This is a genomic window from Pseudomonas fluorescens (assembly GCF_001307155.1).
Classification (GTDB): domain Bacteria; phylum Pseudomonadota; class Gammaproteobacteria; order Pseudomonadales; family Pseudomonadaceae; genus Aquipseudomonas; species Aquipseudomonas helvetica.
Map to the genome: position 1 here is coordinate 2,065,983 of NZ_CP012830.1, position 20,321 is coordinate 2,086,303.

21 protein-coding genes and 1 pseudogene are annotated in these 20,321 nt (G+C 57.9%); 1 reads left to right on the forward strand and 21 read right to left on the reverse strand.

Annotated elements, in window-relative coordinates:
* Positions 1-206: 206 nt before the first annotated feature.
* From AO353_RS09410 to tssA, 11 genes are all read right to left on the reverse strand, one after another.
* Positions 207-1,724, reverse strand: coding sequence for a sigma-54 interaction domain-containing protein (locus AO353_RS09410; RefSeq protein ID WP_054594676.1), 1,518 nt, complete (start codon positions 1,722-1,724; stop codon positions 207-209).
* Between the two features lie 10 nt (positions 1,725-1,734).
* Positions 1,735-4,389 carry a type VI secretion system ATPase TssH gene (gene tssH / locus AO353_RS09415; RefSeq protein WP_054594677.1) on the reverse strand — a complete coding sequence of 885 codons (2,655 nt, stop codon included), beginning with the start codon at positions 4,387-4,389 and terminating at the stop codon, positions 1,735-1,737.
* 13 nt (positions 4,390-4,402) lie between these two features.
* The gene (gene tssG, locus AO353_RS09420; RefSeq protein WP_054594678.1) at positions 4,403-5,410 is read right to left on the reverse strand and encodes a type VI secretion system baseplate subunit TssG; all 1,008 of its coding nucleotides are present in this window, start codon (positions 5,408-5,410) and stop codon (positions 4,403-4,405) included.
* On the reverse strand, positions 5,374-7,161 hold the full coding sequence (gene tssF, locus AO353_RS09425; protein WP_054594679.1) for a type VI secretion system baseplate subunit TssF: 1,788 nt from the start codon (positions 7,159-7,161) through the stop codon (positions 5,374-5,376). Before tssF ends, tssG begins: the two co-directional genes overlap by 37 nt.
* Before the next feature lie 134 nt (positions 7,162-7,295).
* Positions 7,296-7,673: a hypothetical protein gene (locus tag AO353_RS29630; RefSeq protein WP_237142968.1), complete on the reverse strand. Its 378-nt coding sequence runs from the start codon at positions 7,671-7,673 to the stop codon at positions 7,296-7,298.
* 2 nt (positions 7,674-7,675) lie between these two features.
* On the reverse strand, positions 7,676-8,650 hold the full coding sequence (locus AO353_RS09430) for a DUF6402 family protein (RefSeq protein ID WP_102667449.1): 975 nt from the start codon (positions 8,648-8,650) through the stop codon (positions 7,676-7,678).
* 7 nt (positions 8,651-8,657) lie between these two features.
* Entirely contained in the window at positions 8,658-9,182 is a 525-nt protein-coding gene (locus tag AO353_RS09435; protein ID WP_054594681.1) for a PAAR domain-containing protein, read from the reverse strand.
* Positions 9,183-9,192: 10 nt separating this feature from the next.
* A complete protein-coding gene (tssE, locus tag AO353_RS09440; protein WP_054594682.1) occupies positions 9,193-9,600 on the reverse strand; it encodes a type VI secretion system baseplate subunit TssE in 408 nt (135 codons plus the stop codon).
* A 13-nt stretch (positions 9,601-9,613) separates the two neighbouring features.
* Complete coding sequence (gene tssC / locus AO353_RS09445; protein WP_054594683.1) at positions 9,614-11,089, reverse strand: type VI secretion system contractile sheath large subunit; 1,476 nt, start codon at positions 11,087-11,089, stop codon at positions 9,614-9,616.
* A gap of 28 nt (positions 11,090-11,117) precedes the next feature.
* Positions 11,118-11,621, reverse strand: coding sequence for a type VI secretion system contractile sheath small subunit (gene tssB / locus AO353_RS09450; protein WP_054594684.1), 504 nt, complete (start codon positions 11,619-11,621; stop codon positions 11,118-11,120).
* A 32-nt stretch (positions 11,622-11,653) separates the two neighbouring features.
* A complete protein-coding gene (gene tssA / locus AO353_RS09455; RefSeq protein WP_054594685.1) occupies positions 11,654-13,210 on the reverse strand; it encodes a type VI secretion system protein TssA in 1,557 nt (518 codons plus the stop codon).
* A gap of 310 nt (positions 13,211-13,520) precedes the next feature.
* Between tssA and AO353_RS32060 the strand changes: the two are divergent.
* Positions 13,521-13,627: pseudogene (locus AO353_RS32060) on the forward strand (transposase); the annotation flags it as partial.
* 129 nt (positions 13,628-13,756) lie between these two features.
* Here AO353_RS32060 and AO353_RS09465 read toward each other — a convergent pair.
* The 10 genes from AO353_RS09465 to AO353_RS09515 form a co-directional block, all read right to left on the reverse strand.
* Positions 13,757-14,176, reverse strand: a complete 420-nt coding sequence (locus tag AO353_RS09465; RefSeq protein ID WP_102667305.1) for a hypothetical protein — start codon at positions 14,174-14,176, stop codon at positions 13,757-13,759.
* Positions 14,173-14,598 carry a hypothetical protein gene (locus AO353_RS09470; protein WP_054594687.1) on the reverse strand — a complete coding sequence of 142 codons (426 nt, stop codon included), beginning with the start codon at positions 14,596-14,598 and terminating at the stop codon, positions 14,173-14,175. Before AO353_RS09470 ends, AO353_RS09465 begins: the two co-directional genes overlap by 4 nt.
* On the reverse strand, positions 14,595-14,813 hold the full coding sequence (locus AO353_RS09475; RefSeq protein WP_054594688.1) for a hypothetical protein: 219 nt from the start codon (positions 14,811-14,813) through the stop codon (positions 14,595-14,597). The genes AO353_RS09470 and AO353_RS09475 overlap by 4 nt, the downstream gene beginning before the upstream one ends.
* A 90-nt stretch (positions 14,814-14,903) precedes the next feature.
* A complete protein-coding gene (locus AO353_RS31495) occupies positions 14,904-15,527 on the reverse strand; it encodes a hypothetical protein (protein WP_237142969.1) in 624 nt (207 codons plus the stop codon).
* Between the two features lie 76 nt (positions 15,528-15,603).
* A complete protein-coding gene (locus AO353_RS09490) occupies positions 15,604-16,035 on the reverse strand; it encodes a hypothetical protein (RefSeq protein WP_054594690.1) in 432 nt (143 codons plus the stop codon).
* The gene (locus tag AO353_RS09495) at positions 16,035-16,421 is read right to left on the reverse strand and encodes a hypothetical protein (protein WP_054594691.1); all 387 of its coding nucleotides are present in this window, start codon (positions 16,419-16,421) and stop codon (positions 16,035-16,037) included. Before AO353_RS09495 ends, AO353_RS09490 begins: the two co-directional genes overlap by 1 nt.
* Positions 16,421-16,834 carry a hypothetical protein gene (locus AO353_RS09500; RefSeq protein ID WP_054594692.1) on the reverse strand — a complete coding sequence of 138 codons (414 nt, stop codon included), beginning with the start codon at positions 16,832-16,834 and terminating at the stop codon, positions 16,421-16,423. The genes AO353_RS09495 and AO353_RS09500 overlap by 1 nt, the downstream gene beginning before the upstream one ends.
* A gap of 152 nt (positions 16,835-16,986) precedes the next feature.
* On the reverse strand, positions 16,987-17,373 hold the full coding sequence (locus tag AO353_RS09505) for a hypothetical protein (protein ID WP_054594693.1): 387 nt from the start codon (positions 17,371-17,373) through the stop codon (positions 16,987-16,989).
* A gap of 207 nt (positions 17,374-17,580) precedes the next feature.
* Positions 17,581-18,510, reverse strand: a complete 930-nt coding sequence (tagQ, locus tag AO353_RS09510) for a type VI secretion system-associated lipoprotein TagQ (RefSeq protein ID WP_054594694.1) — start codon at positions 18,508-18,510, stop codon at positions 17,581-17,583.
* Positions 18,511-18,594: 84 nt separating this feature from the next.
* On the reverse strand, positions 18,595-20,286 hold the full coding sequence (locus tag AO353_RS09515) for a formylglycine-generating enzyme family protein (RefSeq protein ID WP_371917662.1): 1,692 nt from the start codon (positions 20,284-20,286) through the stop codon (positions 18,595-18,597).
* Positions 20,287-20,321: the final 35 nt, after the last annotated feature.

Sequence of the window (20,321 nt, forward strand, 5' to 3'; positions counted from 1 at the left end):
GAGGCCTCGAGCCGATCACCTGTGGCGAGGGAGCTTGCTCCCGCTGGGTCGCGAAGCGACCCCAAAACCATGCGCTGCGGTGTTTCAGTAAAACCGCATCTACAGTTTTACGACTGCTGCGCCCGAGCGCGGACCGGCCGGCGGGAGCAAGCTCCCTCGCCACAGTGAACATCCCAGCCACAATTTTTGAGTGCCAGGCTTGAGGGTCAGCCATCGAAATCACCCATGTTGATGTTCAGGCGCCCGAGGCGGTACAGCAGCGTGCGCCGTGGCAGACCGAGTGCGCGGGCTGCGAGGGTTTGGTTGCCATCGTTTTTGCGCAGGCAATCGAGCAACAGACTGCGCTCGACCTGCTCCAGGCGTTCGCGCAGGTTCAGGCTGCTTTCCTGCGGCGCGACCTCGATGCGCAGCGAGAAATGTTCGGCCAGCAACTCGCCGCCTTCGCAAAGCAACACGGCGCGTTCGACCAGGCCTTTGAGTTCACGAACGTTGCCGGGAAAGGCATAACTCGACAGATGATCGAGCGCCGCGTCGGACCAGCGCACCGCATCGCGTTGCAGAAAGGTGCAGGCCTTGTCGGCGAAGTGTCGGGCCAGGTCGAGGATGTCGCCTTCACGCTGACGCAAGGCCGGCAGCTCAATCGGAAACTGCGCGAGGCGGTAGTACAGGTCTTCGCGGAACTTGCCTTCACTGACCAGCACCGCCAGGTCGCGGTGAGTCGCGGCGATGATGCGCACGTCGATTTTGTGGGTGTCGTTGGAGCCCAACGGACGAATCTCGCCTTCCTGCAAAACCCGCAATAGCTTGGCTTGCAGAGACAGCGGCATGTCGCCGATTTCGTCCAGTAACAAGGTCCCGCCGTTGGCCGCATCGAACAGCCCGGCGCGGTCACGGTCGGCGCCGGTGAAGGCGCCTTTGCGGTAGCCGAACAGCTCACTTTCCAGCAGGTTTTCCGGGAACGCCGCACAGTTCTGCACGATGAACGCCCGGGAACGGCGCGGTCCGCAATCGTGGATGGCCCGCGCCACCACTTCCTTGCCGGTGCCGGTTTCGCCGCGCAGCAGCACGGTGTACGGGCTGTGCAGCACCTTGCTGATCAACTGGTAGGTCTGGCGCATCGCCGAGCTTTTACCGATCAAGCCATAACCGCTGGCACTCGGCACGCTGCTGGGCATCGGCGACACATCGCCCACCGGCCGGCGCAGGCGTTGCAGCAGGTGCAATTGCCCGAGCACGAACGAACCCAGTTGCCCGAGCGAATCGGAAAACCCCTGCAACTCGACCTGTTCGCGGCTGGCGCACAGTAAAAGACCGACCACAGCTTTTTGCGGGTTGAGCAACGGCACGCACAGCAGTGACTGCCACGGTACGGCCTGCTCCGGCAGGAAGCTGGTTTCGTGCAGGCTGCCACTGAGTCCGGTGAGGCTGAGCACACGGTTCTGGCACAGGGAAAACTGCAGCAGTTGCTCACCGTTGTAGTCGGCCGGCAGGCTCGCGGTTTCCCGTGGCTGCAAGATGCCCTGCAAACACTCGGCGTTCAGCCCGAGGCTGGTGTGGGTAACGTCGAGCAGGTACAGCTGACTCAGCTCACAGCGACTGAGCTCGGCGACCGCTCGCACGAAGTCACCCAGCAGCGCAGCGCCGTCAGCCGCGCACGACAAGCTGGCGAACTTCGCCAGCAAGGCTTCGGCATAGACCAGCGGCTGCGGCACTCGAGTGAACATCACACTCACCTCAGGCGAACTCGCAGGTCACGCTAGCGTCACCATCGAGCGTTGCGTGAACGCGCTTGAGGCTTTCACCGATGGCCATCGCGTCGAGCAGACGATCCGCCACCAACGGCAGCACGTGCAGGTCGAGCAAGTGATCGATCAGCCGTGCGCCGCTGTCGCTTTGGGTGCAACGCTCGGCCAGGTGATCGACGAGGTTTTGGCAGTACGTGAAATCCAGCTGGCGGCGGTTCAGGCGCTCGCCCAGACGGCCCAGTTTGATTTCGATCAGCTCGCGCAGCACCGGGCCACCGACCGGGTAGTACGGCACCACGCGCATCCGCGCCAGCAACGCCGGTTTGAAATGTTTGCTTAGCACCGGGCGAATGGTTTCTTCGAGGACTTCGGCGGTTGGCCGCGCACCGTTTTCGCAGAGTTCGCTGATGCGGTCGCTGCCCAGGTTCGAGGTCATCAGGATCAGCGTGTTGCGGAAGTCGATTTCACGCCCTTCCCCATCGTTGGCCACGCCTTTGTCGAAGATTTGGTAGAACAGGTTGAGCACGTCCGGGTCGGCCTTTTCGACTTCGTCGAGCAGCACCACGGAGTACGGCTTCTGCCGCACGGCTTCGGTGAGCATGCCGCCTTCGCCGTAACCGACGTAGCCCGGCGGTGCACCGATCAGGCGCGAGACGGTGTGCTTCTCTTGGAACTCGGACATGTTGATGGTGGTGATGAAACGATCACCGCCGTACAGCAAGTCAGCCAGCGCCAGCGCGGTTTCGGTCTTGCCGACGCCGCTCGGGCCGACCAGCAGGAACACGCCTACCGGCGCATCGGGTTTGTTCAGGCCGGCCGCGGTGGCGCGCATCGAGCGGTCCAGTGCATGGACGGCTTGTTCCTGACCGCGAATGCGGGTGCGCAGGTCGGTGGCGAAACTCGCAACCTTGGCGTTGTGCTCACGGGCCAGTTGCGCCAACGGCACGCCGGTCCAGGCGCTGATCACTTCAGCCACCAGGCGCGGGCACACCTCGAAACTCACCAGGCGTTCCTTGACCTGAGCATCGGTCAGGGCGCGGTGGGTTTCGTTCAGCGCGGCTTCCAGGGCTTCGACGCTGTGCGCTTGGTCCACGCTCGCCTCGAGGGTTTCGATCACCGTGCCTTCGGCGTCCTCTTCAACCGTGACGGTCGGCTCGACGGTCGCGGCTTCACGGGCCTTGGCCAGTTGCTGACGCAGCTCCAGCAAACGCTCGGCCAGTTCTTTTTGCTCGGTCCAGAGGCCTTCCAGGGCGACCCTTTCGTCTTCGGCGGCGTCCAGGCGATCTTCCAGCGCATCGAGCGCTTCGTGGTCGATCAGCAAACCGGCTTCGGCATCGCGGCGCAGGGCCTGACGCTGACGCCCGCCTTCGGCCAGTTCGCTACGCAGGCGCTCGAGGCTTTCCGGCGCGGCAGCGAGGCTGATACGCACGCGGGCGCAGGCGGTGTCGAGCACGTCGACGGCTTTATCCGGCAACTGCCGACCAGCCAGGTAACGCGCCGACAATTGCGCTGCCGCGACCACCGCGTCATCGCGCAGGTAGATGCCGTGGCTCTTCTCATAAACCTGAGCCAGACCGCGGAGGATGGTTACCGCTTCGCTGACAGTCGGCTCGTGCAACTGCACCGGCTGGAAACGACGAGCCAGGGCCGGGTCTTTCTCGAAGTATTTTTTGTACTCGGCCCAGGTGGTCGCGGCGATGGTGCGCAACTCGCCACGCGCCAAGGCTGGCTTGAGCAGGTTGGCCGCGTCCGAACCACCGGCATTGCCGCCCGCACCGATCAGGGTGTGGGCTTCGTCGATGAACAGGATGATCGGTTTCGGCGAGGCTTTGACTTCGTCGATCACACCTTTGAGGCGCCGTTCGAACTCGCCTTTGACGCTGGCGCCGGCTTGCAGCAGGCCCATGTCCAGCGACAGCAGCTCAACGCCCTTGAGCACTTGCGGCACTTCACCGGCGGCAATGCGCGAGGCCAGGCCTTCGACGATCGCGGTCTTACCGACGCCGGCTTCACCGACCACAATCGGGTTGTTCTTGCGCCGACGCGCAAGGATGTCGACCATCTGCCGAATCGCGCCATCGCGGCACAGCACCGGGTCGAGTTTGCCGTCGCGGGCTTGCTGGGTCAGGTTGTGGGTAAAGCGTTGCAGCAGGGATTCACCGGGTACGGCCGGTTTGCCGGTGGCCGGTTGTTCCTTCTGCGACAGGGCAAAATCCTTCAGGCGATCAATGTTCAGTTTCGCCAGCAATGGCTGGTAACGGCTGCCGGCATAGCGCATCGGGTTGCGCAGCAGCGCGAGGATCAACGCGGCCTGTTCGACCTGGCTCTGGCCCAGTTCAAGGTTGGCCACCAGCAACGCATCTTGCAGCCACTGCACCAGTTCCGGGGCGAACACCGGGTTGCGCGAGGCGCTGTGCTCGACCCGCGATTGCAACGCGGCGCTGAGTTCGCCAGCGTCGACTTCGGCGTCTTGCAGCGCGCGTGCGAGCAAGCCTTGCGGGCGCTCCAGCAGGCCCAGCAACAGGTCTTCGACGAGGATTTTGCTGCCGCCACGGGCGACGCAGCGTTCGGCCGAACGTTCCAGGTCACGACGGATTTCGGCGTCCAGCGCCTGGATCAGTTGTTGCAGGTCTACGTTGATCATTGGTCTCTCGTCCTTAATGAATTTTGCTACCCAGGGTCACCACGCCGTCCGCGTGTTCGCGGCCCAGCCAACTGGTCCACCCCAGGCGACAGGCGTTCTGCTCACCGATGCGCAGTTCGCGGATTTCTTGTTGGCGCAGGACCAGGCGAATGTCGTAATCGAGTGGGTCACGCAGGGTGAACCGCACCAGCGCACACAGCGGCTGGTAGCCGAAACCGATCGGCAGGAATTCGTGAAAGCGTTGCCAGTCGAGCTCGCGGATGTGAATCCGGAACTTGCCGCTGCGATCACGCACGCTCTCGCCCAGCACCAGGTCTTCACCGAGCGCGCTGTTGGCACGGCCCAGGCAGTTACGCTGTTCGTCGAGGATTTCCACGCGACGCTCGATGCACTGCTCGATGGTCAGTTCGGCGTGCTTGAAGTAGTACCGCAGCACCGCTTCGATCAACGCCGCCGAGTGCGCCCGCAGACTCAACAGGCCGAGGTAAGGCAGCAGGCGTTTCCAGTTCAGTTCCTGGGCCTTGCGAATGTCTTCGCCACCCAGGCCGATCAGCGCAAACAGCTGCGAGGAAAACGGGTCGAGGGCGCCGCTCTGGAAGCTGGCGCGGTAGCGGTACTTGCGCCAGATCGGCAGCATCAGCCGTTGCAGGCGATGGTGGAACAGGTCGAGGAAATGCCGTGTCGGGTTGCCGTCTTCGCTGTCGCCCAGCGCTTGCTCACCGTAGAACGCCGGCAGCGGCGAACCGGAACCGACCAGGCCGATCAGGTTGAAACGCAGACGCGCGCGCAGTTGCCCGTGCTCACGGAAAAACTCCACGCGATCGACATCGCTGCCAGGGAAACCCAGGCTCGGGTTGGCCTGGAATTCCAGTTGGTCGTAGAGGTCCTCTTCGCTCAGGTACGGGTGGGCCTCGCGCAGCCGATCGACGACCAGCAGCACGGCCTGAAACAGCGAGTACTCGCGTATTCCTCGGGTCAGCCCGCTTAAAGCAGAGGCTGAAGGCCCATACGTGGCGTCCATTGGTACACCTCTCCCTGTGTGCTTTTTACCCGCAGCTCGTGGTACGAATTGAGACTGGCGTAAAGCGCGAAAAACTCGTTAAGAACCGAAGCGAAAACGAACAGGTCGCCTTCACCGATATAGCCTTCCGGGTCGATGGTCAGCTCGGTGCGCAATCCGCGCAGCGGCAACCCTCGGTGCAACCGGTCAACGTGCTGATGCTTGATCGACTTGAGCCCGCCCAGCAGGCGTTTGCTGACCTTCTCCGCGTGCTGGTCGTAGTAGCGCGGCAAGTCGTAGGTTTCGAGAATCACCTTGAGCGCGTCGACGTTGGCCAGCGACAGGTAGTTGAGCGACATGTTGCTGATCAGCTTCCACAGAAAGTCGTGGCTCAGCGGTGGCGCGAAGCTCGACGTGGCCGGGGTGATGTTGCGGAAACTGAGGAACTCCGGGGTCTCTTCGCAGGCCATGCAGATGTCGCCGAGCTTGAGCCGGCGCGGCAGGTTCTGGTTGGTGCAGATCAGCTCGATCGACAGGGTTTCATGGGCTTCGGTGTGGCGAATGCCAAAGCTCAGGTAAGTGTCGAGGCCATCGTGCAGCAGCGAGGTGCGCTGGCGAATGCTGTAATGCGGGCGGCTTTGCGGCACGTCGAAACTCGGGTCGTGCTCGAACGATTCGAACGGCACGTATTCCTGATAACCCAGGCCGCCGGGCTTCCAGCCGGTGACGCCTTCAACCGAAAACACCCCGCAGTTTTCCAGGTCGTATTCGGCCGGCAGCAGCAGGTACTCGTCCTGTTTACCGTCGAGGCGAATCGGCAAGGCGTCATGCTTGAACAGGTTGACGATGGGCGTGCAGTAGAGCTTCACGTTGTCCAGGGTCGGGCGCAGACGCTGGATGCCGCTCTTGCGAATGTCGAAGCGCAGTTCGACGCCGCGCATCTGCTTGAGTGTGTCTTCGGGCAGAGACTTGAGCAGGTCCAGACCGTTCAAATCGACGAACAGGAACTTGTCCTGGAAGGCGAAATATTCCTGCAGGTAGCGATAGCCACGGAAGGTGTTCAGCGGATACGGGATCAACGCTTCTTCTTCGGCAAAACCCACCGGCTGCACACGGTCGCCAGGCATCTTGAACGCCATCGGTGTGCCGTTGGCGCCATTGAGCGGCTTGCCGGCCGCGTCCAGCGGAATCAGCTCGATGCCTTCCAGATTGCGCAGCAAGCTCAGGTAAAGCATCTGGCTGATGTAACGCTCGCCGGCCAGGTGCAGGCGCAGACGACTCAGGTCCAGCTCACCGATATGCCCGTCGCAACTCATCTCCAGGCGCAGGCTCAACAGCGAACCGTCGCCCTTCACCGAGTACGTCAGCGCAGTCAGGTCCAGCGGCAGGACTTCAGTCGGGTAGCAGGTGCGAAACCGGCAACGCACATCATCGATCGGCACACTCTCGATCGGCGTATCACGCTCCACCTGCAACGCCGGCCCGGAACGCTTCAACGGGTCGAACTGTAAAATGCTGAACGCCGGCAACGGCCGCATGTAGTTCGGCCACAGCAGGTGCATCAGCGAATGGCTGAGCTCCGGCAACTCGTCATCGAGCTTCTGGCGCAGGCGGCCAGTCAGGAACGCAAAACCCTCCAACAACCGCTCCACGTCAGGGTCACGCCCGGCTTGCCCCAGGAAAGGTGCCAACGCCGGGCTACGCTCGGCGAATCGACGACCCAGCTGGCGCAGTGCGGTGAGTTCGCTTTGGTAGTAGTGGTTAAAGGACACGGGTTACCTGCCTGGTAATAAATCTTACGAAAAGTCCGCGGAACAACATGTGTCTTGAGGCTGAAAGAATGTGATTTGAGTACTGCTTATTTTTCGCCTGACCGGCTTTTAAGCCCCACATAGCTGGCACCTGATTATCTACACTCTGGAATAACCCAGCCGTCATATCCTGTTACTGTCGGATAGATTGCGCGTCCACCAGCCCATCGAGATTGTTCGTCAGTCGTAAATTCGTCTTTCCAAAGCAACCACTCTGACGACCGCAGAAGTTCACCATCCTTGGTATAAACCCGAAAAAACGCCTCACTCGTAAATATCTTTACAATTGCACCAGGAGCACCCAACTTTGAGTACTGCGGAATGTATGAATTGATATAGCAAGTATTCGATTCATTCCACTCAGTAGAGTAAACAGGGGCCAGTGCCGCGGCTTCAATTTTCAGATATACCCAAGCAACAATAACGCCCAGCAAAACAAAGAACACAGATAGAAAAAAATGCTTGTTTTTCACGACTATTTTGACTCCGAACGATACTTATACTCTTCAAAGTCAATCGACCCCAAATGCACAACAAATGAGACCTCATACAATTTTACCGTTGTATAACTGATCATATCGCCACCTTTTTTATGAAGTTTACGATACTGATTAAAGTGGTCATTGGTAATCCTGCAATACTCAACGCCTTCACTTTTTATAACAGCCGGTTTACCCACAAAATAATCATAGGCATTTGGGCGCAGGACCCCCTCATCAGCCCAGTACCCCAGTAACTGATCACCATCGTCATTCAGAAAGTCGTAAGTATCTCTTCCATAAAGCCCGACTTCCATGATTTCAATGGCCTGAAACCCGTTGTCGTTAGCAATTGTCCTAAATCGGGTGGCAGCCACCTTCACCAGGAAATTTCCGAAGGCACCATAGACATCATCTAATGCGTCGAGCGCTTTTTCCTGAGTGGTGGAACCTATGCGAATCAAATTGAACTGTGACAGTTCCTCCAACTCCAGCGCTGTTTTGTTGCTAAAGTCACAAAACGCATCCTTCAACTTCCCAGCATTGACATCCAGTAAGCCCAGACGCTTGAGGCGCGTCATCATCACCACCAAGCCATTCGAAAGCTCATCGAAAAAACCCTTGGACTTTCCGACACTGCTGTTGAACTCATTCGATGTAGCCAGCTCATTAAGAAACTGATCGACCTTTGGCTTTACACGATCTGCGGCAGTAAGCAACCAATCAAACGGGATATCTGTAATAAGATTATTTTTATCTAGCGTGCTTGCAGGCAATTTCCCCTGCTTGTGTTTCTGAGATAACTCAAAGACCTCCCCATCAAACCATTTACGCATGACTCGCGCGCCAACTTTCCACCCCATCCGATCCATGACATCAGGAATAGATGTGAGAGGAAACGTTTTCGCCTGATGTTTTTGGCCTTCCCTGTATTTGGCCATTGTCATTAGTACTGATGGAGGAATTGCCATAAAAACCTCAGGAAATAGACACGGAAATTTGATTGTCAAACACCAGTTCGACACTTTCGGCAATTGCCGAGCCGATAACAGCGGTCTTCCCCGATGCATCTGTGACGCCAGTTATTTCTTTTCCCGATTGAGTCCTGAGGGTATAAGCCCGCCCTACAACCGGAGCGCCTGTCTTGGAGTCTTCGACAACATAGTGCTGAGTGAAGGGCCACTGAATCTCCACCGGCAAAGGCGGCACAAATGGAGCCGGCGAATGCGAATTCCCAATAATCACCGTCCCGGACCCCGCCGTAACTTTGTTGCCATGAGTCCCAACGGAATCCACCGTCGCCGCCGCTTTACCGTTTATAAAAACCGTCGTCGCCAACCCGCCCGACATCGCACCACCACACGCGCAGGCATCGCCTTCGCGGGCGGCCGCGAGGCCGTCGAAGAATACGTCGCCGGAACCGGCGGCGATCGGGTTGGTGCTGTGGCCGGGGAGCGGGCAAGCGGTTGGGTCACCGACTCGTGCTGCGGGTTTGCCGGACATCGTCGTCTCCTTAATTGACCTTGACTTGACCGCTGCCATCCAGGCGCGCGGCAAAACTGACCTGACGCTTGAAACCTTCAACTTCCAGCAGGCCTTCGATGCTGAAGGTCAGCCTGAGTTGATCGTTGTCTCGCGGCAGGGAAACGACACGCACGTTGGTGAGGCGTGGCTCGTAGGCTTCGATGAAGCGTTCGATGGCCAGGCGGGCCTGACTCAGGGAGTCATGCAGGCTCAGGCGCATGTCGTTGAGATCGGGTAGCCCGTAGTCGGACAGCGTTTGCACGCTGCCCGCACGGGTGCTGAGCATCTTGGCCAGATGGGCAGCCACCGACGCCATGGCGGAGACCTCGCGGCTCCAGCCGACGCGTTTGTCCGCGTCGCCACCCAGGCGTTCGAAAAGGCTGCCGTATCCAGTCATGAGTCAGCTCCGCTTACTCTTTGTCCAGCTTGCCAACCAGCGACAGGGTGAAATCGGCACCCATGTACTTGAAGTGCGGACGCACGTTCAGGCTGACGCGGTACCAGCCTGGCTCGCCTTCAACATCGCTGACGACGATCTGGGCAGCACGCAGCGGACGACGGCCACGCACTTCGGCGCTCGGGTTTTCCTGGTCGGCAACGTACTGGCGGATCCACTTGTTGAGTTCCAGCTCGAGGTCGGTGCGTTCTTTCCACGAACCGAGTTGCTCGCGCTGCAGCACTTTCAAGTAGTGAGCCAGGCGGTTGACGATCATCATGTACGGCAGTTGGGTGCCGAGCTTGTAGTTCAGCTCTGCGGCCTTGCCTTCAGCACTGATGCCGAAGAACTTCGGTTTTTGCACCGAGCTTGCGGAGAAGAACGCGGCGTTGTCGCTGCCTTTGCGCATGGTCAAGGAGATGAAGCCTTCCTCGGCCAACTCGTATTCACGACGGTCGGACACCAGCACTTCGGTCGGAATCTTGGTTTCGATTTCGCCCATGCTTTCGAAGTGGTGCAACGGCAGGTCTTCAACCGCGCCACCGCTTTGCGGGCCGATGATGTTCGGACACCAGCGGAATTTGGCGAAGCTGTCGGTCAGCTTGGTGCCGAACGCGTAGGCGGTGTTGCCCCACAGGTAGTGCTCGTGGCTGTTGGCGACGGTTTCTTTGTACACAAACGATTTCACCGGGTTTTCTTCCGGATCGTACGGGTTGCGCAGTAGGAAACGCGGGACGGTCAGGCCGATATAACGCGAGTCTTCGGACTGACGGAAGCTCTGCCATTTGGCGAATTGCGGGCCTTCGAAGTGATCTTTCAGATCCTTCAGGTCCGGCAGGCCGGTGAAACTTTCCAGGCCGAAGAATTTCGGGCCGGCAGCGGCGATGAACGGCGCGTGAGACATGCACGCAACGCTCGACACGTACTGCATCAGTTTCACGTCTGGCGAGCTTGGCGACATGAAGTAGTTGGCGATGATCGCGCCCACTGGCTGGCCACCGAACTGGCCGTATTCAGCGGTGTAGATGTGCTTGTACAGGCCAGCCTGCATCACTTCCGGCGAATCTTCGAAGTCGTCCAGCAGGTCTTGCTTGGAGACATTGAGGATTTCGATCTTGATGTTTTCGCGGAAGTTGGTGCGGTCGACCAGCAACTGCAGGCCACGCCACGCCGATTCCAGCGACTGGAAGTCCGGGTGGTGGAGGATTTCGTCCATCTGACGGCTGAGCTTGGCATCGATCTCGGCGATCATGCGGTCAACCATGGCTTTCTTGACCGGCTCACCGTTGTTCTGCGGCTTGAGCAGTTCTTCGATGAACGCCGACACGCCGCGCTTGGCGATGTCGTAGGCTTCGTCGTCCGGGGTCAGACGCGTTTCGGCGATGATGCTGTCGAGAATGCTGTATTCGCCGTTCTCGTTACTCTTTTGCTGCGCTGCGCTGGTGCTCATAGTGCTGGCTTCCTTGGCTGATGGGGACTCAGGCGTCCTGGGCTGCGGCGTTCAGGCCCAGCTCACCCAGTACGCGACCGCGCGATTCGTCGTCGGCGAGAACGCCTTCGATGGCTTTGCGGAAGGCAGGTGTGTTACCCAGTGGGCCTTTGAGGGCCACCAGTGCGTCACGCAGTTCCATCAGTTTTTTCAGCTCAGGCACTTGCTCGACCAGGCTGGCCGGGTTGAAGTCCTTCATCGAATTGACGCGCAGTTTCACGGCCAGCTCTTCGGTCTCGCCCTCTTCCTGAAGACGGTTCGGCACGCTCAGCGTCAGCTGCAGTTCTTGCTTGGCGAGTACTTCGTCGAAGGTCATCTTGTCGATGCTGATCGGCTTGCGATCTTCAACTTTGCGCTCGTCCGCGCGGTGGGTGTAGTCACCGATTGCCAGTAGTTTCAGCGGCAGTTCAATCTCTTCCTGAGCACCGCCGGTGGCAGGTTTGAAGGTGACGTTGATGCGTTCCTTGGGGGCTACCGAGCCTTCTTTGGCCATGGCTTTTCTCCTTGCGGTTGTGGCCCTGGGGCCTATTCGAGTACCACTTCGAGATCGAGGTGGCACAGCCTGCGATAAATCTCTTCCTTGCGTTCTCGCACTGCGTGGTTCTGCGGCAACAACTCACAGCAGCTATGCAGGAGGTGCAGCACTTCCAGCGCAAGATCAGGCTCCCAGGCGTGCAAGCCTGAGTTCTCTAATTCTGAATCGAGGGTTTCGAGCTGGGTCTTGGCCAGTTCGTATTTCTTGGCCAGGAAGCACAGCCGCGCCAGGCTGAACTGCCAGAAGAACCGCACGCGTCCGCCGTGGGCAGCTTGCAGGCCTTGCTTGAGAATCTGCACCGCGGCCTTGAGGCCGTCCTTGCGCAGCACCGGCAAGACGTCTTCGAGCGCCAGTTCCCAGGCCGGTTGGCTGGCGCTGACTTCGACTTTGCGCGGCGCGCTGGCGGTTTGCAGATGGGGCATCACGTGGGCGCTGATCCAGGCGCGAGTGGCCGGATCAGCGAACGGCGCGCCATCGTGGTAACGCAATTCGACGATGCCCGGCAGGCGCTGAATCAACAACGCGAAGTAGATTTCCACTTCGCGCATGGCCAGCTCGGCGTTCAGCCCTTGCAAACATTCCCAGACCAGCCGCTGGCCATCGAACCAGAACGGCGCCTTGGCCAGGCTCGCCTCCAGCTCCACCAACAGGTCGGCGAATTGCCCCTGGTCGAAACGGTCCTGGTAGATTTTCAGCTTGTCGGCCGGCAACCCGCGCAAAGCAGTGATTTGCTCGGCGTTGCGCTCGGGCACGGCGTCGATCGGCAGCCACAGCAACGTGCGGTTCAGGCGCAGGGCGCGCAGGTCGGTGGCTTTCTGTTTCAACCACCAGGCGCACAGTGGGCGCGCATTTTCCTGCTGCGCGCGCAGGGCCTTGTGGGCTTCTTTTTCGTTGTCGATCGGCGCGCCGGGGGTGAACAGTTGCGTCGCGACCTGCTTGACCTGAGCCACCACCGCACCGACAGCACCGGGCTCCGGCTGGTTGTCGGCGGCACGCTGAACCATGTTTTTCAGACGGCGGGAGATCGGCAGCAGCAGCGGTGCGTCGTCGCCCATGTGCTCGGTGCAGGCAGCATCGAGACCTTCCAGGTGCTCGACCAATCGGCGGAACAGCGGCAATTGCTCTTTGATCGCGACGTTTTCGTTCAGCACCTGCTCGAGACGCGGCACCAGCCAACTGATGGCAGCGGAGCGGGTGCGGGCTTTGTTGGGATGAACCTCGGTCCAGTGGTTCTCGCACAGGTGGTGCAGAAATCCGAGGCCGGCCAGCAGTCCCTGAAAGGACTCGCGTTGGTACAGGGCCCAGGTCAGCCAGGCACCGACTCGTAAATCCTTGGACTGGGCGCGCAGCAGGCTTTCGCTGTTTTCGCGGATTTTCAGCCAGTCGATCTGACCGATTTCGTGCATGGATTGGGCTTTGCTCAGCTCGCTTTCCAGTGCCTCGTATTCGCTCGAAAAACGAACATCCTCGCCCGCGAAATTCTCTTTGGAAACAGAGGCTTTGGCGAGTTCAAGGTAATGGGCAGAAAGTTTGTTTGAGTAGGACATCCGTGGCCTTTAGTTAGAACGACTGTCATCGCCCGTTGGGATTCCAATGGCGCGGGATTGCATTAAAAAAACGGCGAAAGCCTTCTCTAATTGAAGCCATGCTTTTTTAAAAGCGGCCGCATCGCAACTGACCCCTTCCTGATGGGGCGTGAAGCATGCCAAAAACAAAAAGTTATGAATGTAGGAACATTCTTAAACTGAAACCGGACATTTCAGATATGGCTTCTGGACTCTTCCTACTGAGCGAGCCCCATGAAAAACAGGACACCATTTCCCCCTTACGATGGGGGATAGGCAAACGGTTATGTTGATGACTAACCGCAACGATAAGAGTGGGGAGCTTTTGGGCCAGGAGCGGCGGCGACGCTGGAGCCAGAGCAAAAACTGGCCATGGTTCGCGAGAGCCTTGAACCGGGGGACGACCAGTGAAACTGGTCAGCGAACTGCCCAGCTGTGGTGCTCGGACAGCTTTGAGTTCCGTTGCGAGGACGGCACCACACTGAGCGTGACCTTAAAGAAAATGGAGTACCTGCCTGGTATTGAATCTCATGAATAAAACGTCCTGTAGACCGCTATCGTCAGCCCCGCCACCACATAGCCGACGATGAGTACATACGGAATGAAAACCACCCAACCGAACATCAATGCAATGTTACTGGAGGAACCACAGAGCATTTTTGCCAACCCGAAGATCATCCACGGTGCCGCGTAAAACGGGATGAATACCAACGGTCCGAGCCAGATTCGGTTGAGTATCCGCTGCTCGCTCTTGCCACGCAGAAGGCGCATTTCCACCAGGGCAAAAGCGATATAGGCGGGAATGCCAAAAGCCAATCCGAAGGTCTCGAACAACTCGACGGTTGTAGGAAAATTGCTCAGCCGATCTTCCAGCACCATCAGCAGGAGTACGACCAGCGGAATCCACAGGGCGGTGACAAGCAGTCGGCGGCGACCTGCATTGATCACGCGTTTGCCCCTTTAACAGGGTCTGCAGGTGTTGCCCGTCGCATGAAGGTGCGCCTTTCCCAGCGCAACTCAATGACTTGCGTCGCCAAAATCGCCAACAACGTGACACATCCCTGAGCCACACCATAAAACAGCGCCCTTAGCGGATTTTCAGGCAGCATCCAGAGCAGGATGAAGCCGACCATCACGCTCAGCAGCAGGAGCTTGGCCACGAGATTCGGTACCAGTGCAATCACCAGATTGACGAACAGAAATATATAAAAGAGCACGTAGCTCGCCATTCCGATACCAACACCATGCGAGGTGAAACCTTGGTTCAAAGCTGTGTAGCCAATCACCACCGCTTTATTCAGAAACGCGTAGGCAACACAGCCCAGGGCGTGGAAAAACAGGCACAGGGACAGGCGGACATATTTATTCATGCCGGATTAATAGTCCCGTAGTAGGAACCCGCGACTTGCATGGCGACAACAATCGCTAATGCAATGAACGTCAGTGCTCGGTGCAGGCGCGACTCTCGGATGCCCCGATGCAGTGCCGTCAAGAGCAGTACCAGACAGAACATGGCCAGGCTGCCAAACAAATCATTGTCGGCCACAACGGCCAGGTAACCTTCTATTTCACTTGGTATAAGCATGTCTGTCAGTTTTCCATGTGTGTATAAGGTGTATTACTGATGAATACGTTCAGCCAACTTTTTCCCACGGCGGCATTGAAATAGTGAATGTCATGGGCAAAAAGACGCATCGTTGATCGTCCACTCACGCTGAGTGCCGTCATTAATCTTTTTTACACCGCTCAAGCGCTGTCGCAGCTGAGCGCCGTCAACCACCTTGGTGCCGACGGCATCGGTGATGGTCAGCGAATAGTTGCCCGGAATTTGTTCGATCACATCTTCGCCATAAGAGGCAAAGCTCGCCACCAAGGCGCGCGATCCTGCTTCGGCCTTCACGTTGCGCTCCAGTGAATGCAGATTGGAGCTGTTGGAAATCTTCATTTCCAACGGTTGGTCGCAGCGGTTTTCGACATAAACATGGTTGTTGTAAACCTGTTGTGCCGCGCAGCTAGCCAGGGAGATGAAGAGCGGGAGGATGCCAGCGAACTTAATCATCGCGTTGATAGTAGTGGTTACCGGACATGAGTGAGCTGCCTGGTATTGAATTCTGGTGAACTCGGTACGTGCTTCGACGCGGTCTTTCATATTCATGCGAGCGGTTGATTCAGGAAGTAAGTGCCAATGCCGTACATCACCGCAAAGCCCATCAAGGTGACGAATGTCAGCGTGCAGTGAAGCTTCGAGTTCCGGCTCGCAGCGCGCAGGCCCGTCAGGGCCAAAATCAGCGCCATGCATGCGAAGCTCCCGAACAAGTCGCTGTCGGAGACAACGGCCAAGTAGCCTTCTATTTCACCGCTCACAAACATGTTCGTCAGTCTTCCATGTGGACATAGGGCGTGTTACTGATAAAAATATTTAACCAGTGCCACTCCCACTTAGGCATGGCTATATCAAATGTTCTTTCTTTCTTATTGAAATACATCCAAGCAATGCCGACCGTTTTGTCATCTTCAACCGAGCGCATATCCAGCAATTGGGTCGAATATAATGGCGTGCGATAGACCTTTTCGGGACTCTCTCTATCAGTCACTCTCAAATACGCCATCCCGCCCAAAGTCAAGACTCGACCTACGTGAACATTTTCAAAAATGTAGCGCCCTGAAGGACTCACAATCATCGAACTCGCAGGGTAACCAAGCATTGCCTTGACAACATAAAAAAGTAAAACAAAACACGCCACCAACACCATCAACCCTGCGATCAAGGTTCGGGGCTGCTTCCTTTTTACTGAACTGGTCATCATCAACGACATTCCGTAACCGTCCAACTTTCCCAGTCTTCAGTACCTGGGTACAGGATCATTTCGCCTTGAAATTCTGGAGCAACTCCGGAATTACCTTCTCGCATCCACAGATACCACTCTGACGTTTTCAATAGCTCACCATCCGTTGAATAGACACGGTAAAAATACGGGCTGCTGAATATTTCGATAATACTCCCCACCCCACCTAACACTCTGTAATCAGCTGCATATCTGGCGATGTAGCACGTGCCTGAATCATTCCAGTATTTTTTTAATGGCTGCGCAACCCAAGAGCTCTGCACCTTCAGTCCAAGCAAAGCCAGCAGCAGTAAAACTACAACCAGCGATGAAATAAACACTGGCAGAGACAGACTTCGGTTCGACATCAGTTGGCCTCAATTTCGTAAGGCGTGTTGCTGATAAAAAAGTCCAGCCAATGCTCTCTCGGGTTGGACAACCCGAGCGTGAACTTCTTGCCCTGCTTATCAAAATCAATGAATACAACACCCACTGTTTGCGGGTCCTCAAATGCACCCATGTCCAAAGACACGTCAGAGAACAAGGGAGTGCGGTACACCTGATCGGGATGGTCACGATCGGTAAAGCGCAAGTACACGGCATCCCGAGGAGTCAGAAGGGAGCTGGCAGGAACCGACGCAATAAGATAACGGCCAGATGGACTCAGCTTCGAAACGTCGGGGACGCGAGTCAAAATCCCATTCACGATAATGGCAATTGCAATAACCAAACTGATCATTAGCGCAGCGGCATACACCAAACATTTGCTGGCACTGTTCATTTTCCAGGTATCTCAAGAGCACTCGGGACAGCCGCAACTTTCGGAAACAGCGCCAACGCCGGACTATGCTCAGCGAAACAGCGGCCCAACTGGCGAAGTGAGGTAAGTTCGCTCTGGTCGTAGTGATTAAAGGACATGGGTTGGCTGCCTGATCATGAATTAGAGTAAATTTTCCGCTGGGGCATTTGTCGATCCACGATTAAACGAGTGACCAGCGCCAAAATACTCATACTGAACGTAAGCCCGCTATAGGCCATTGCACGAACCGGATTTTCAGGAAGAAAATAGAAAAGCACGATAGCGACCATCAGCACTATCGGCACAATTTTCGCCACCAGCGTTGGCATAACAAATACAACAATGTTTACGAAAATAAAAAAATAAAATGTCAGTTCCGCAGTACCACCTATTGCGACCCCTCTCGCTGTAAATCCGCCCATATGAGTCTTATAAAAAATAACCCCATAATCATGAACAACGAAATACAGAGCAATCACCAACAGATAAATAATCAAACCTAAAGTAACTCTTAAAATCATGGCGTCCACGTTGGATGTTTGCCAATGGTCAACGCAACGACTGCAATGCGCCCACTCTGAAAAAAGCCCACATCGACAAATTCGGTATCTCCTATGGAAGTTGGTAAGGAGAGCAAATACGATGGCGGCGCATAGCGCCAAGGCGTAGCCCGTACAGATCGTTCCCACGCAAAGCGCAGGAACGATCAAAGACCTACAACAACTCAATCAAACATTCGGGCAAGGCACTGGTGCCCAGTCGCCCAGGTCCGGGCTTTTGCACATGCTGTTGACCTGAGTGGTGCCGGCACTGGCGACCTGCTTGCTTTCAGCCTGTTTGGCTTGGGCGGTCTGCAGGGTTTTCTCGGTGCTGACCGCTTCTTTCGGCACGGTTGGCAGCACTGGTTTTTTCGCCACTTTCACTACTTTTTTGCTCTTGGTCGGAGTCACGACCGGTGTGGTGTCGGCGGTCGCCACGGTGACCACGTCGGTGCGCTTCACGCCGACTTGTTGCAGGTCTTTTTCGTAAGCCTGGGTGTAGTTGTTCAGGTCTTCGCTGGCTTTGCCGTTAACCGCAACGATCAGGTCGTTGGACTCTTTGAGGCCCGCGACGATTTCTGCCAGGCGCTTGTGGCCTTCGGTGTCGCTGACGGTCTTGGCCTTGCGGTCGGCGACCAGTTTGGTGAACGCGCTCTGGTAGCACTGCTGCGAAGCCTTGGCGTAAGCGGTGCTGCGGTCGATGTCGGCGGCGCTTTTGTTGACGTCGGTGGCATAGGAGGCGATGCGCTGGTTGTCATCGGCGATCTGCTTTTGACGCTCGGTATAGTAACCGGCCGCGCCGCCCGCCAAGGCACCGCCCGCTGCACCGATGGCGGCGTTGCGGCCACGGTTCTCGGAATCGGTCAGGGCGCCCAGCAGTGCACCGCCGACAGCGCCGACGGCCGCGCCGGTGACGACCGACTTGGTCATGTTCGAATCGGTGGCACGCAGGTGCTGCACCGGCTCGTAGCAGTTGGGGTAGTACTCGACCTTGGTGCTCGAGGCGACCTTGGCGGTCGGCGACGTGGCGCAACCGGTCAGTACGGTGCTGAAGCCGACGGCAATCAGCACCAAATGACGCTTGGAAAGCGAAGCAAAAGGTTTACGGGAGGAAAGCATAGTTGTGTTCTCTTTTAAGTTTGACCAGCTCAGCACGGCCCATCGCCGCCTGAGTCCCTTCCAAGCTTGCTGTACAACGAACGATCAAGACCGCTGAGCGTTCGATGCGAGCAATTCCTTTAATATCGTCGCCGGGTCGGCTCGTCGTTGCTGACGATAATCACCGACATGGCGCACGAATAACGTCGCGCGCGTGACCAGGCTCTTACCCAGTACTGGCTTGCGATCCAACTCTTCCTTGATACGTTGAAGCTGCGCCTGGATCACGGCATCGGTGTAGCGCGTGCCGGTTGCCAGGTTGTCGATGTAGATCGCCACCGCGCCGTCCAGCGCGCTGCGGCCGTTGTCGATGGCCGTGGCGAACAGCTTGGCGCTGGCCTCGTCCTTGGCGTCCACGGCCTGCTGGCGACTCTTCTGCAAATTGGTCAGGCGAATGTTGTAGTTGTTGACGGTCTCGGCCACCAGGGCCGCCGACTGGATCAGATTGCCGGCCGCTTCCTCGCGCTGCTGGGCGATCAGCGAGACGTTGCGCTTGAGCTCTTCGTTGACCAGCCCCAACTCCGCTTGCAGGCGCGGGTCGATACTGGCAGAGATGATGCTGTCCAGGCGCTTGGTCGGATCCTGGGCGTCGTCGATGGCATCGGTCAGCGAAGCCAGCCGACCTTCTTTCTGCCATTGGGCAAACAGTTCCTTGTAGCGCGAACGTGGCGCCGACAACGCGCCAATCGCAACCCGGAACCCGGTGGTTTCGTTGCTTTGCTCGGTGCCGTCGGCGGCGAACAGCGGGTACTCACGACGCATCCCGGTGAACAAGGTGCCCTCGCCTTCCAGGTAGTTACCGCCCTTGACCACGAAGCCGCCGTAGGCGCCTTGGCGACGTCCGGCGTGCACGAGCTGGAAGGACTCCTGGACCATCTCGGCGGCGTTGCCGATCACGTCGAACAGGCCGATAGGGTTAGGCAGTTTGGTACCGATCGGCATCAGCCGCGCTGCCTGGCCAGTGCCACCGGCCACCTGGTTGAAGACCGCCCAGTCCGCCAGTGGCCCGTCGCCTTCGCTGCCTTCCAGACGACGGGGAAACAGGCGCCCTTCCAGTTCCTGGCGGCTAACGGCCTGCCCGCCACGGGCAGCAAATTCCCATTCGACCTCGGTCGGCAAGCGCACAAAACCCAGCCCGCCCTCTTCAGCCGAGGTGCCGCGACCACTCACCGGTAGCAGGTCCTTGTGGTATTTCGTCAGCCAGGCGCTGTACACCGCAGAGAAGCGTTCGGCCTCGAATCGCGACAATTTCACCTTGGGCAAACGCCCGGCCATGCCTTGCGGGACCTCGGCTTGCAAGGCCTCGCAGGCCGGTGCCGGCTCGCCGCTGGCCAACGATTGCGCCTGGGCCATGACTTCGGCGTATTGGCGGGCGGTGACCTCGTATTTGCCGATGAAATAGAGCATCGGCTTGAGCGGGGTCTTGCTGTCGGTCTTGGGCATCAACGGCGTGATGGTCTTGCCCCAATCCTTGGGCAGATCCTTGAGGGTGAACTGGCCATTGATAAAGTCCCGGCGGTAACCGGAGATGAACGACTGTTGATAACCGGCCTCGTCCTCACTGAATGGATAGCCGAGGCTGATCTCGCGGTCGTCCAGAGTGCCCTGGGCCAGGATGTAGACGTAACGAAACACCATCTGCCCTTCGCACGGCAGCGGCAGGCTGACGTCATCGGCTAACGGCTTGGGGTTGTCCAGTTTGTCTGTGCCTTCATCGGCACTCGCAAAACCAGCCATGCCCAAGCTGGCCAGGCTCAGCGCCACGGCGGCGC

Excerpts from the sequence above, each read along its gene's own strand:
- AO353_RS09410 (WP_054594676.1), bottom strand. The coding sequence starts at position 1,724 with ATGTTCACTCGAGTGCCGCAGCCGCTGGTCTATGCCGAAGCCTTGCTG.
- tssH (WP_054594677.1), bottom strand. The coding sequence starts at position 4,389 with ATGATCAACGTAGACCTGCAACAACTGATCCAGGCGCTGGACGCCGAA.
- tssG (WP_054594678.1), bottom strand. The coding sequence starts at position 5,410 with ATGGACGCCACGTATGGGCCTTCAGCCTCTGCTTTAAGCGGGCTGACC.
- AO353_RS09430 (WP_102667449.1), bottom strand. The coding sequence starts at position 8,650 with ATGGCAATTCCTCCATCAGTACTAATGACAATGGCCAAATACAGGGAA.
- AO353_RS09435 (WP_054594681.1), bottom strand. The coding sequence starts at position 9,182 with ATGTCCGGCAAACCCGCAGCACGAGTCGGTGACCCAACCGCTTGCCCG.
- tssE (WP_054594682.1), bottom strand. The coding sequence starts at position 9,600 with ATGACTGGATACGGCAGCCTTTTCGAACGCCTGGGTGGCGACGCGGAC.
- tssC (WP_054594683.1), bottom strand. The coding sequence starts at position 11,089 with ATGAGCACCAGCGCAGCGCAGCAAAAGAGTAACGAGAACGGCGAATAC.
- tssB (WP_054594684.1), bottom strand. The coding sequence starts at position 11,621 with ATGGCCAAAGAAGGCTCGGTAGCCCCCAAGGAACGCATCAACGTCACC.
- tssA (WP_054594685.1), bottom strand. The coding sequence starts at position 13,210 with ATGTCCTACTCAAACAAACTTTCTGCCCATTACCTTGAACTCGCCAAA.
- AO353_RS09470 (WP_054594687.1), bottom strand. The coding sequence starts at position 14,598 with ATGAATAAATATGTCCGCCTGTCCCTGTGCCTGTTTTTCCACGCCCTG.
- AO353_RS09475 (WP_054594688.1), bottom strand. The coding sequence starts at position 14,813 with ATGCTTATACCAAGTGAAATAGAAGGTTACCTGGCCGTTGTGGCCGAC.
- AO353_RS31495 (WP_237142969.1), bottom strand. The coding sequence starts at position 15,527 with ATGCATGGCGCTGATTTTGGCCCTGACGGGCCTGCGCGCTGCGAGCCG.
- AO353_RS09490 (WP_054594690.1), bottom strand. The coding sequence starts at position 16,035 with ATGATGACCAGTTCAGTAAAAAGGAAGCAGCCCCGAACCTTGATCGCA.
- AO353_RS09495 (WP_054594691.1), bottom strand. The coding sequence starts at position 16,421 with ATGTCGAACCGAAGTCTGTCTCTGCCAGTGTTTATTTCATCGCTGGTT.
- AO353_RS09500 (WP_054594692.1), bottom strand. The coding sequence starts at position 16,834 with ATGAACAGTGCCAGCAAATGTTTGGTGTATGCCGCTGCGCTAATGATC.
- AO353_RS09505 (WP_054594693.1), bottom strand. The coding sequence starts at position 17,373 with ATGATTTTAAGAGTTACTTTAGGTTTGATTATTTATCTGTTGGTGATT.
- tagQ (WP_054594694.1), bottom strand. The coding sequence starts at position 18,510 with ATGCTTTCCTCCCGTAAACCTTTTGCTTCGCTTTCCAAGCGTCATTTG.
- AO353_RS09515 (WP_371917662.1), bottom strand. The coding sequence starts at position 20,286 with ATGGCTGGTTTTGCGAGTGCCGATGAAGGCACAGACAAACTGGACAAC.